The following is an 11,666-nucleotide window of genomic DNA, read 5'->3' as shown; positions in this document are numbered from 1 at the left end:
TTTTGTAACCAACAAGACCAGTCGGTGAGGAAATCGATGCACGACTTCGACCTGAGGAACTTTCTTCCCTACCTGTTGAACCAAGCCGCTGAAGAGACCAGCATCCGGTTCTCGCGGATCTACAAAGACAGGTACGGAATGCTTCGGACGGAGTGGCGCGTGCTGTTCCATTTGGGCCGCTATGGCGACATGACCGCGAGCGAGATCGGCCGGCTATCGAAGATGCACAAGACCAAGATCAGCCGCGCGGTAAAAGCGCTGGAAAACAAAAATTTCGTGACGCGTCGGGAGAGTTCCGGGGACCGTCGCCTTGGTATCCTGACGCTTCTGCCGCAGGGGCGAAGTGCGTTCGACGACCTGGTCGAGGTGGCCGAGAAACACAACTCCGATCTGATGGCGGGATTCTCGACCGGCGAGCGCACCGTTCTGATCGACTGCCTTCAGCGGCTCGCCGCATTCGAAGACCTGCCCGACTGAAGCTCTCTTCGTTGCTCGAGCGACAAAGCAGCCAACGAATGTGCGAACGCGCTCGGCAGTGCCGACGGCGTTGTAGCGATCCATGGGTGCGCTGCGGCATCACGCGCAACGGGAACGCGCAGTTCAAGCGTGTCACAGCCAGGAGCGCGTGGACTTACCGCTAGTCGGCCCGGATGCGCGTGTACGCGCTTCTCCGCGCCCTTTTCCCGGTAGCGGCGACAGTTGACCCGGTTTTTGTAGTAGAAGCACGCTTCGCCGATCCTCGTTGCCGATGTCACACAGGGCGGTGGCTCTGGCCAGGAGACCGGGAGGCGACGATCGACGCGCCAAGCGCCTGAGGTGCCCGTACCTTGCCCACCGCACGACCGCTCTCTTCCCGCGGCCGCGGCACACTCGACATGAGCAGGAGGCTCAGTTGCATCATTTCGAAATGATCCCGCCGGCTTAAGACCTCCCGGGGGCTACGATGACCCAGAATCGCGCTGGGTGTGGCCATGAAAGATTGCCGGACCGCCTTCGATCGGAAGCGACACTCCGCCAACTCGATCACGGCCTTTACGGTGTCGTCATTCACACAGTCCATCGGCATCCCCCCGGAATCACCTTACGTCAACCAATAGTATGGGAGTGTTGGCCCCATGACACAACGCATGGTTGCCAGCGGCAGTATTCTGCCACCTGAAGGTGCTGTTCCTGCAGACGCCAGGACGCAGCTGGAACAGCCCCTACCGAGACCGCTCGCTTCATCGCCCCGATTCTCCAGCCAGCCCGTTTGGCTCTGGGGACCACCGGTCCGATGTCACCTCGAAGGATGAGTTTACGCACGAATCAAATTTTCCGTCCCGGAAACGGCGTGACTCTGCTGGGCCGGATTTGTGCCAATCGGAAACTTCCGTTCCTACGCGATTGCGCAAAACGCTGCGCTGACCTGCATGGCATGTGCCTTGCCCTATTGCTTCGTTCTTGCGGCAGGCGTAGTCCCGTTTGTGGGACACCCCTCCCCAACGAGGGGCGACTATCTGGAAGGTTAGCAGACATGGCTACGACCAACCCGGCCACGCGGCCGGACACTACGCGTCCGTCGACGAAACCGTCGAACCCGCGCTTCTCCTCGGGCCCCTGTGCCAAACCCCCCACTTTCTCGCTTGACGGGCTGTCCGACGCGGCACTGGGCCGGTCGCACCGCGCCAAGATCGGCAAGGACAAGCTGGCCGCCGCCATCGACGGCACGCGCGAGATCCTCGGCGTGCCCGCCGACTACCGCATCGGCATCGTCCCCGCCTCGGATACCGGCGCGTTCGAGATGGCGATGTGGACCATGCTGGGCCAGCGCCCGGTCGAGATGGTCGCCTGGGAATCCTTCGGCGCGGGCTGGGTCACCGACGCGATCAAGCAGCTGAAGCTCGACGCCCGCGTGCACGAGGCCGAGTACGGCGACATCGTCGACATGGCCGCGCTGGATTACGACCGCGACGTCTGCTTCACCTGGAACGGCACCACGTCCGGTGTACGGATGCCCGACGGCGCGGCGATTCCCGCCGACCGCGACGGCCTGACACTGTGCGATGCGACCAGTGCCGCCTTCGCGCAGGACCTGCCCTGGGACAAGCTGGATGTCACCACGTTCTCTTGGCAGAAGGTGCTGGGAGGCGAGGCCGCGCACGGCATGCTGATCCTCAGCCCGCGCGCCGTCGAACGGCTGGAATCCTACACCCCCGCCTGGCCGTTGCCCAAGATCTTCCGCCTGACCAAGGGCGGCAAGCTGATCGAGGGCATATTCAAGGGCGAGACGATCAACACGCCGTCCATGCTCGCGGTCGAGGATTACCTGCTGGCGCTGGATTGGGCGCGCTCGGTCGGCGGGCTGAAGGGCCTGATGGCGCGGGCGGATGCCAATGCGAACGCGATCTGGGATTTCTGCGACGGGCGCGACTGGATCGACAACCTCGCCACGGATCCGGCGACGCGGTCGAACACCTCGGTCTGCCTGAAGTTCACCGATCCGCGCATTGCCGACCCCGCCGCCTTCGCCAAGGCCGTCGCCAAGCGGCTGGAATCCGAGAACGTCGCGCTGGATGTCGGCGCTTATCGCGACGCGCCGGCCGGCCTGCGCATCTGGTGCGGCGGCACGGTCGAGACCGCGGACATCGAGGCGATGCTGCCCTGGCTCGACTGGGCCTTCGCGGCCGAGATCGACGCACAGGCGCAGGCGGCCTGATCCTTTCCCGGGGTGTGCGCTCGCGCACCCCGCCCCCCTCAACCGGACTTAGATCCGCGCATATCGCGTATGTATGGGTTGTGCATCGCCCGTGCATGCGATGTGCCCACTCAAGGACATGCACAATGGCACCCAAGGTTCTCGTCTCCGACAAGCTTTCCGAAACCGCCGTCCAGATCTTCCGCGACCGCGGGATCGAGGTCGATTTCATGCCCGACCTCGGCAAGGACAAGGACAGGCTGGCGCAGGTGATCGGCGAGTATGACGGCCTCGCGATCCGCTCGGCCACCAAGGTCACGCCCAAGATCCTGGAGAACGCGCACAAGCTGAAGGTCATCGGCCGCGCGGGCATCGGCACGGACAACATCGACAAGGACGCCGCGTCCAAGAAGGGCGTGATCGTGATGAACACGCCCTTCGGCAACATGATCACCACGGCCGAGCATGCCATCGCGATGATGTTCGCCGTCGCGCGCCAGATCCCCGAGGCCTCGGCCTCGACCCATGCCGGCAAGTGGGAGAAATCCCGCTTCATGGGCGTCGAGCTGACCGGCAAGACGCTGGGCGTGATCGGCGCGGGCAATATCGGCGGCATCGTCTGCGGCCGCGCGCGTGGGCTGAAGATGAAGGTGATCGCCTACGATCCCTTCCTGTCCGAGGAGAAGGCCCAGAAGATGCAGATCGAGAAGGTCGAACTGGACGATCTTCTGAAGCGGTCCGACTTCATCACCCTGCACGTGCCGGCGACCGAGCAGACCCGCGGGATGCTGAATCGCACGGCGCTCGAGAAGACGAAGCCGGGCGTGCGGATCATAAACTGCGCGCGCGGCGGTCTCGTCGACGAGGAAGCGCTGGCCGACCTGCTGAAGTCGGGCCACGTGGCCGGCGCGGCCTTCGACGTCTTCGCCGTCGAGCCCGCGACCGAGAACCCGCTGTTCGGTCTGCCCAACGTCGTCTGCACGCCGCACCTGGGCGCTGCGACCACCGAGGCGCAGGAGAACGTCGCCCTGCAGGTGGCCGAGCAGATGTCGAACTACCTGCTGACCGGCGCGGTGGAAAACGCGCTGAACATGCCCAGCGTCACGGCCGAAGAGGCCAAGATCATGGGCCCCTGGATCAAGCTGACCGACCACTTGGGCCGCTTCATCGGCCAGATGACGGACGAGCCGATCACCGCGATCAACATCCTATACGACGGGTCCGCTGCCGAGATGAACCTCGACGCGCTGAACTGCTCGCTGATCGCGGGCATCATGAAGCAGATGAACCCGGACGTGAACATGGTCTCGGCGCCGCTGATCGCGCGCGAGCGGGGCGTGAAGGTCTCGACCACCAACCAGGAACAGTCGGGTGTCTTCGAGGGCTACATCAAGGTGACGGTGGTGACGCCGAACCGCGAACGCTCGATCGCCGGAACGGTGTTCAGCGACGGCAAACCGCGCTTCATCCAGATCAAGGGCATCAACATCGAAGCCGAGATCGGCCAGCACATGATCTACACCACGAACGAGGACGTGCCCGGCATCATCGGCACGCTGGGCCAGACGCTGGGCGAGCACGGCGTGAATATCGCCAACTTCACGCTGGGCCGGTCGGTGTCGCGCGGGGACGCGATCGCGATGCTGTATGTCGACGAACCGGTTCCCGCCACCGCGGTCGATGCGCTGAAGGCCACCGGCAAGTTCGGCCAGGTCAAGCCGCTGCAATTCGACATCGCCTGACGCAAGATCGCCGGGGCCATTCGCGGCCCCGGCGCATTTCCTCCGGTTGGCGGCTTCCTCAGAAGGCTTGGGCCGCCTTAACGGCGCGCTTCCAGGCACCGTACTTGGCGTCGCGCTTCGCCTCGTCCATGCCGGGCGCGAAGGTGCGTTCCAGCCGCCACATCTTCGCGAAACCCTCCATGTCCGGGTACAACCCGGCGCGCTGACCGGCAAGCCAGGCCGCGCCCATCGCGGTCGTCTCGACCACCTCGGGGCGGTCCACCGGCGCGCCGGTTATGTCGGCGAGGAACTGCATCGCCCAGTCCGACGCGCTCATCCCGCCATCGACGCGGAGCGGCTTGTCGGCGCCCCCGCCCATCGTGCGGCCCTCGACGTCCCAGTCGGCGTGCATCGCCTCGAGCAGGTCTCGCGTCTGGTAACCCACCGATTCCAGCGCGGCGCGGGCAAATTCCTCGGGGCCGGAATTGCGCGTCAGGCCGAACACGGCGCCGCGGCACTCGGCGTTCCAGTAGGGCGCGCCCAGCCCGGTGAACGCGGGCACCAGAACGACGTTCTGCGCCTCGTCCGCCTTTTCGGCCAGCGGCTGCGTCTCGGGCGCCGCCCGGATGATCCGCAACCCGTCGCGCAGCCATTGCACCACCGCGCCTGCGATGAAGATCGACCCTTCCAGCGCATAGGTCGGATGGCCGTCGAGCTGGTAGGCGATTGTCGTCAGCAGGCGGTTCTTGGACGTCACAGGCTCGTCCCCGGTGTTGAGCAGTGCGAAGCAGCCGGTGCCGTAGGTCGACTTGAACATGCCGGGATCAAAGCACGCCTGCCCGATCGTGGCAGCCTGTTGGTCGCCCGCGACGCCGAAGATCGGGATCTCGGCACCGAACAGGTCGGCGCGCGCCATGCCGAAGTCGGCGGCGCAATCCTTGACCTCGGGCAGCATCGACGTCGGAATGCCCAGCATCTTGCACATGGTCGAGGACCAGCGCCCCTTGCGGATGTCGTACAGCATCGTGCGCGCGGCGTTGGTGGCGTCGGTGACGTGCACCGCGCCGCCGGTCAGGTTCCAGATCAGCCAGCTGTCGACGGTGCCGAAAACCAAATCTCCGGCCTCGGCGCGGGCGCGGGCGCCGTCCACGTTGTCGAGGATCCACGCGACCTTGGTGGCCGAGAAATACGGATCGAGCAGCAGGCCTGTCTTGGCGGTCACGGTTTCCTCAAGGCCCTCGGCTTTCAGCTTCTGGCACATTTCGTGCGTGCGGCGGTCCTGCCAGACGATGGCGTTGTGGATCGGCTTGCCGGTCTTGCGGTCCCAGACCAGCGTGGTCTCGCGCTGGTTCGTGATGCCGATGCCCGCGATGTCGCCGGCACGCACGCCCGCTCGCTCCATCGCCGCGCGGCAGACGGCGGCGGTGCTGGTCCAGATGTCGCCGCAATCGTGTTCGACCCAGCCGCTGGCCGGGTAGTGCTGCTCGAATTCCTCCTGCGCGGACGCGGCGATCTTCAGATCCTCGTCGAACAGGATTGCCCGGCTGGATGTGGTTCCCTGATCGATGGCCAGAATGTAGGTCATCCGTCCCTCCCTCTCCGTTGATGCAATCTTGCGCGACCGTGTCCACGCAGCCAGTCAGGTGCCGCGGCTTGGGGTGCCGGTCGACCTTTGCCGACTCCGAATATCTCTGCCATGCCGCACTTCCGGGATCGTTGTGCAAACTCTAACACGAGCGAAGCGCGGAAATGAAAGGTTCATATTCGTTTTTGTTCGTATATCGCCAGTACACCCCGGCTTCGCCCGCCCCGGCAGCGGGTCCGGCCGTGGCATCAAACGCCTATCGCGGCCGCGTCCTGCCAAAGGTTCGTTCACCCGCAGGCGCGCCTGCCCATGGAGGCAAGCGCGACGCGGCGGATCACACCATCGCTGTGGAGGGACGTGCGCGGCAAAACGCGACCCGTGCGCAGGTCAGGCGGCGGCAAAGCCCTTGTCCAGCGCGGACAGGATCGTCTCAATTTCGGCTTCGGTAATGACCAAAGGTGGCGACATCAGGATGTTGTGCATGCCCAGCCGCACCATCGCGCCGGCCTCGTAGGTGGCAGCGTGGATGCGCTTCATCGTGGTCATGTCCATCGGCGTCTTCTTCGCCCGGTCGCTGACGATCTCGAGGCCGATCATCAGGCCATGGCCACCGCGCACGTCGCCCAGGATGTCGTATTTCCGCGCCAGCTCCAGACAGCCCTCGTGCAGCTGCGCGCCGCGCGCGGCAGCGTTGCTGGCGAGGTCCAGGCGCTCGGTCTCGGCCAGGCAGGCGATCACGGCCGCAGCACCCACGGGATGCGCAGAGTAGGTGTAGCCGTGCCAGATCGCGCCCTCGGAATCAGCGTTCTCGAACACGTCGGCGACCTTGCCGCCGATCAGCGCGGCGCCGACCGGGAAATAGCCCGAGGTGATGCCCTTGGCGGTGCTCATCATGTCCGGCTTGACGCCCCAGTGGCGCGAGCCCGACCAGTCGCCGGTGCGGCCGAAGCCGGTGATCACCTCGTCCGCGATCATCAGGATGCCATGGCGGTCGCAGATGTCGCGCATCAGCGGCATCAACGTCGCGGGCGGCACGATGACACCACCGGCGCCCAGGATCGGCTCCATGATGAACGCCGCGATGCTGTCAGGGCCCTGGAAGGCGATTTCGTCCTCGGCCACCTGCGCGATGGCCTGGGCAAGCGCCTCGGGGTCGGTTTCGTTGAACGGATTGCGGTAGGTGTAAGGCGCCGGCAGGTGGAAGCAGCCGGCCAGCAGCGGCTCGTAGTTGATCCGGAAGCGGTTGTTGCCGTTCACGCTGGCGCCGCCGAAATGGGTGCCGTGATAGCCCTTCTTCAGCGACATGAACTTTGTCCGCTGGGGTTGGCCGCGCAGGCGGTGATACTGGCGCGCGAGCCGCAGGCAGGTATCGACGCTGTCCGATCCGCCGGAGGTGAAGAACACCCGCTCGATCCCGTCCTCGGCGAAGAAAGCCTGCGTGGCATAAGCGGCCTCGATCGCGGCGGGATTGGTCGAGCCGGCGAAGGCCGAGTAGTAGGGCAGCGCCTGAAGCTGGTCCGCGATGGCCTGCTTCACCTTGTCGTTCGAGTAGCCGAGGTTGACGCACCACAGCCCGCCCACCGCGTCCACGGGATCATGGCCGTCGATGTCGGTGATGCGAACGCCCTGGGCGCCGGTGATGATCTTCGGAGGCTGCGCCTGCGCCTCGCCGGGATGGCCCATCGGATGCCACAACTGACGTGCGTTGTTCTCCTTTAGAAAGTTCTCGTCCTTCATGGCGGTCTCCGGTTTTGGGCGTGGCGCGACGCTGGCAAATCGTCGCGCCACTGTCCATAGGACTCAGTCGCAGCGGCCGAAGCCGGCGGCCGCCACACGCAGAAGCTGGGCGTAGAAGTCCGGACCCGGCTCCAGGTCGGCTCCCGCCGGGTCGACGATGACGGTTTCGACGGCCGTGTCCTCGAAAACGGCGGCGATCAGGCCGGCATCGTATTGCGGCTCGGCCACGGCACACTGGATATCGCCGGCACGCACCGCGTCGCGGATCGTGGCGAGGCGCGCGGCGCTGGGACTTGCATCGTCGGCCAGGGAAAGCGCGCCGGCCGCACGCAGGCCAAAGCGGGCTTCGAAATACTGGAAGGCGTCGTGATAGACGACGAAGCGCAGGTCGCCCGCATCGGCAAGCTCGGCCGCAATCTCGGCCTCGGTTTCGGCGATTGCAGCCTGCGCGGCCTCGGCATTCGCCCGGTAGGTCGCCGCGTTCGCGGGATCCTGTTCGGCAAGCGTCTCTGCGATTGCGTCCAGCCAGACGATCGCGTTCCGCGGGTCCAGCCAGGCGTGCGGATCGGCGCCGGAATGATCGTGTCCGTGGTCCGGTTCATCGTGGGAATGGGCGTCGTGGCCGTGATCCACGTCTTCATCCTCGCCATGATCCTCGTCGCCATGGGCGGCTCCGAACAGCGCGTCCTCCCGGAACGCGAGAACGGTGGTTCCCGCCACATCGAGTAGCGGCAGGCTGTCCGCACCGGCCGCCAGCGTGTCGATGCTGGAAGCGACCGAGGGCGTCAGCGCGTCGCCGATCCAGACGACGACGTCGGCCTGGGACAGCGCGCGCGCCTCGGAGGGGCGCAGCGCGTGGCCGTGCGGGTCCGAACCGCGCGGCAACAGCAGGTCCGGCTGGCCGACGCCCTCCATGACCTGGAGCACCAGCGCATGCACCGGCGCGATGTCGGCCACCACGTGCGGTACATCGGCCCGCGCCGGCATGGCCAGTGTAGCGCAGGCGGCCAGCACCACGCAGAAAGAGGGAAGGCGGGTCATGGACAGCGACTCCAAGTGTGATTATATAACATTACATCCGCTCTAGAGGACGAATGATGACAGCGCAACCCTCGCTCGGCGCCGGCTTTGCCCGGCACGATCACGGCTCGTGTATAGAGGACAGCCTTGCCACGGCCGAGGCCGCCTGCGCGCAAGCCCGCCTGCAACTGACCCCGGTGCGTCGCCGCGTGCTCGAGATCCTGCTCGAGGCGCACCGCGCGATGGGCGCCTACGACATCCTGGAACGCCTGCGCGACGAGGGGCTCGGCTCGCAGCCGCCGGTGGTCTATCGCGCGCTGGATTTCCTGACGGCGAATGGCTTCGCCCACCGGATCGAGCGGTTGAACGCCTTCATCGCCTGCGCCGGGCACAAGGCCGGTCACGCGCCCGCCTTCCTGATCTGCCGGGTCTGCAACCGCGTGGCAGAGGCCGAGATCGCGCCGGATGCGGGCGAGCTGGGCCGCGCCGCCACCCGCGCCGGTTTCGTCATCGAGCGCACGGTGCGCGAGGCGACGGGGCTGTGTCCCGCCTGCGCCGAAGGGGGCGAGGCATGAGCGCACTGATCGAGACGCACGACCTGACGCTGCGCTTTGGCGACCGGACGGTGCTGCGCGACGTGGATTTCGCGATCCGCCCGGGCGAGATCGTGACGGTGGTCGGGCCGAACGGCTCGGGCAAGTCGTCGCTGATGCGGGCGCTGATCGGCGGACTGAAGCCGGCGGCGGGGCGCGTGACGCGGGCGCGGGGCCTTCGGGTCGGCTACGTGCCGCAGAAACTGGTGCTGGACAGGACCCTGCCCATGACCGTGCGGCGTTTCCTGTCGCTGCCGCGCCGCGTCACGGACGAGGCGGCGCGCGAGGCATTGGCCCGCGCCGGCGCGGCCGGGACGGGCCAGCAGCAACTTGCCACGCTGTCCGGCGGGCAGTTCCAGCGCGTGCTTCTGGCGCGCGCGCTGCTGGACCGGCCGCAGCTTCTGATCCTGGACGAGGCGACCGCGGGTCTGGACCAACCCGGCGCGGCGGCGTTCTACCGCCTGATCGAGGACGTCCGTCACGACACCGGTTGTGCGGTCCTGATGGTCAGTCACGACCTCCACGTGGTCATGAGCGCGTCCGACCGGGTGATCTGTCTCAACGGGCATGTCTGCTGCGAGGGCACGCCCCAAGTCGTGTCCGAAGCGCCGGTCTATCGTGCGCTGTTCGGCGAAGGTACGCGCGGGGCGCTTGCCCTGTACCGGCACCACCACGACCATCACCACCACGGCGACGCGCAGAGCCACGACCATCCGCAGGCCGAGCGTCATGCAGAACAGGCGGAGGCGTGATGCTCGACGATTTCATGGTCCGCGCCGCGCTGGCAGGCATGGGTGCCGCGCTGGCCGCCGCCCCGCTGGGATGCTTCGTCGTCTGGCGGCGCATGGCCTATTTCGGCGACGCGACCGCGCATGCGGCGATCCTTGGCGTTGCGCTTGCACTGGCCTTTTCGATCAGCGTCTTCACCGGCGCTCTGGCGGTGGCCCTGCTGATGGGACTGGCCGTGACGATGCTGTCGGCGCGCGACCACGCGGCCGACACGCTGCTGGGCGTGATGGCGCATTCGGCGCTGGCCGTCGGGCTCGTTGCGGCAAGCTTCCTGACGAACGTGCGGATCGACCTGATGGCTTACCTGTTCGGCGACATCCTGGCGGTGTCGCGAGCCGATCTGGCGGTGATCTGGGGCGGCGCCGCTCTGGTGCTGTGCCTTGTCGGCTGGCGGTGGCAGGCCATGCTGACCGCGACGCTGAACCCCGAACTTGCGCGCGCCGCCGGGATCGATCCAAGGCGCGAACAGCTGATCCTGACGCTGGCGCTGGCGGTGGTGGTGGCGGTGGCGATCAAGGTGGTCGGCGCGCTGCTGATCACCGCGCTGCTGATCATCCCCGCCGCCTCGGCCCGGCCCTTCGCGCGCACGCCCGAGACTATGGCCCTGCTCGCCGCCGGGATCGGCATCGCCGCGGCGCTGGCCGGTCTCGGGGCATCGGTGAGCTTCGACACGCCCGCAGGCCCCAGCATCGTGGCCGCCGCCGCCGCGGGGTTCACCCTGTCGACCGCGCTCGGTGCGCTGCGCCGGGGCTGAGGCTACCAAGTACCTCTGCATGAACGCGAAACGCCGCCCTTTCGGGGCGGCGTTCGTGACTTCCGGTCGAGTGCCAGCTTCAGAAGCCGAGACCTTCGTACTTCTTCTTGAAGCGCGACACGCGGCCGCCCTGGTCCATCAGGCGCGAGCTGCCGCCGGTCCAGGCCGGGTGCACCGTCGGGTCGATGTCCAGCGTCAAGGTGTCGCCTTCCTTGCCCCACGTGGTGCGGGTCTGGAATTCGGTCCCATCGGTCATCTTGACGGTGACCGTGTGATAGTTCGGGTGGATGTCCTTTTTCATGCCAAAGGCTCCTTACGACTCGGCGCTTGCGCGCGGCTTGTAGGTGTTGTCCTCGGCGATACGGGCCGACTTGCCCCGACGCGCGCGCAGATAATACAGCTTCGCGCGGCGGACGCGGCCGCGGCGGACCACCTCGATATGTTCGATGTTCGTCGAGTACAGCGGGAACACGCGCTCCACGCCTTCGCCGAACGAGATCTTGCGGACGGTGAACGATCCGGCGATGCCCTCGCCGTTCTTGCGGCTGATGCAGACGCCTTCGTAGTTCTGCACCCGGGTTCGCGTGCCCTCGGTCACCTTGTAACCGACGCGGATGGTGTCGCCGGCCTTGAAGTCGGGGATCGTCTTCCCCAGCGAAGCAATCTGCTCCGCCTCGATCTGTGCGATCAGATTCATCTGACCATCTCCTATCTGCTCGCGGTTGGTCCGCGAAGGTTTGCCTTGTCCCAGAGCTCCGGGTCGTTGGCCGGGTCCGCGCATGCGCCCGCCGGA

11 protein-coding genes are annotated in these 11,666 nt (G+C 66.5%); 6 read left to right on the top strand and 5 right to left on the bottom strand.

The annotated features are described in order from the left end of the window. The first annotated feature begins 36 nt into the window (after positions 1-36). From BLW27_RS02050 to serA, 3 genes are all read left to right on the top strand, one after another. Positions 37-477 (top strand): MarR family winged helix-turn-helix transcriptional regulator, encoded by a 441-nt coding sequence (locus BLW27_RS02050; protein ID WP_089878434.1) that lies wholly within the window; start codon positions 37-39, stop codon positions 475-477. A 1,036-nt stretch (positions 478-1,513) separates the two neighbouring features. After that, entirely contained in the window at positions 1,514-2,695 is a 1,182-nt protein-coding gene (locus tag BLW27_RS02040; RefSeq protein ID WP_089878427.1) for a phosphoserine transaminase, read from the top strand. Positions 2,696-2,820: 125 nt separating this feature from the next. Then, positions 2,821-4,416 carry a phosphoglycerate dehydrogenase gene (gene serA / locus BLW27_RS02035; RefSeq protein ID WP_089878422.1) on the top strand — a complete coding sequence of 532 codons (1,596 nt, stop codon included), beginning with the start codon at positions 2,821-2,823 and terminating at the stop codon, positions 4,414-4,416. A 58-nt stretch (positions 4,417-4,474) separates the two neighbouring features. Here serA and glpK read toward each other — a convergent pair whose 3' ends face one another. The 3 genes from glpK to BLW27_RS02020 all read right to left on the bottom strand — a co-directional run bounded on the left by glpK (position 4,475) and on the right by BLW27_RS02020 (position 8,758). After that, the gene (gene glpK, locus BLW27_RS02030; RefSeq protein WP_089878419.1) at positions 4,475-5,980 is read right to left on the bottom strand and encodes a glycerol kinase GlpK; all 1,506 of its coding nucleotides are present in this window, start codon (positions 5,978-5,980) and stop codon (positions 4,475-4,477) included. A 387-nt stretch (positions 5,981-6,367) separates the two neighbouring features. Next, positions 6,368-7,717, bottom strand: coding sequence for an aminotransferase class III-fold pyridoxal phosphate-dependent enzyme (locus BLW27_RS02025; protein ID WP_089878416.1), 1,350 nt, complete (start codon positions 7,715-7,717; stop codon positions 6,368-6,370). 63 nt (positions 7,718-7,780) lie between these two features. Further along, complete coding sequence (locus BLW27_RS02020; protein ID WP_089878739.1) at positions 7,781-8,758, bottom strand: zinc ABC transporter substrate-binding protein; 978 nt, start codon at positions 8,756-8,758, stop codon at positions 7,781-7,783. A 56-nt stretch (positions 8,759-8,814) separates the two neighbouring features. Here BLW27_RS02020 and BLW27_RS02015 point away from each other — a divergent pair, with 56 nt between their 5' ends. From BLW27_RS02015 to BLW27_RS02005, 3 genes are read left to right on the top strand one after another with little or no spacing between them, the layout of a single operon-like run. Continuing rightward, positions 8,815-9,312: a Fur family transcriptional regulator gene (locus BLW27_RS02015; RefSeq protein ID WP_089878413.1), complete on the top strand. Its 498-nt coding sequence runs from the start codon at positions 8,815-8,817 to the stop codon at positions 9,310-9,312. Further along, positions 9,309-10,082 carry an ATP-binding cassette domain-containing protein gene (locus BLW27_RS02010; RefSeq protein ID WP_089878410.1) on the top strand — a complete coding sequence of 258 codons (774 nt, stop codon included), beginning with the start codon at positions 9,309-9,311 and terminating at the stop codon, positions 10,080-10,082. The genes BLW27_RS02015 and BLW27_RS02010 overlap by 4 nt, the downstream gene beginning before the upstream one ends. Next, the gene (locus BLW27_RS02005; protein WP_089878406.1) at positions 10,082-10,873 is read left to right on the top strand and encodes a metal ABC transporter permease; all 792 of its coding nucleotides are present in this window, start codon (positions 10,082-10,084) and stop codon (positions 10,871-10,873) included. Before BLW27_RS02010 ends, BLW27_RS02005 begins: the two co-directional genes overlap by 1 nt. 79 nt (positions 10,874-10,952) lie before the next feature. Here the strand turns inward: BLW27_RS02005 and rpmE are convergent, their stop codons facing one another. Further along, complete coding sequence (gene rpmE / locus BLW27_RS02000) at positions 10,953-11,174, bottom strand: 50S ribosomal protein L31 (RefSeq protein ID WP_089878403.1); 222 nt, start codon at positions 11,172-11,174, stop codon at positions 10,953-10,955. 12 nt (positions 11,175-11,186) lie between these two features. Beyond that, positions 11,187-11,570 (bottom strand): 50S ribosomal protein L19, encoded by a 384-nt coding sequence (gene rplS, locus BLW27_RS01995; protein ID WP_089878399.1) that lies wholly within the window; start codon positions 11,568-11,570, stop codon positions 11,187-11,189. Positions 11,571-11,666: the final 96 nt, after the last annotated feature.

Origin of the sequence: Citreimonas salinaria (assembly GCF_900107235.1) — a bacterium.
In the GTDB taxonomy this organism is placed as follows: Bacteria; Pseudomonadota; Alphaproteobacteria; order Rhodobacterales; family Rhodobacteraceae; genus Citreimonas; species Citreimonas salinaria.
The sequence above is the reverse complement of the archived record's forward strand: the minus strand, read 5'-3'. Positions and strand labels throughout refer to the sequence as shown.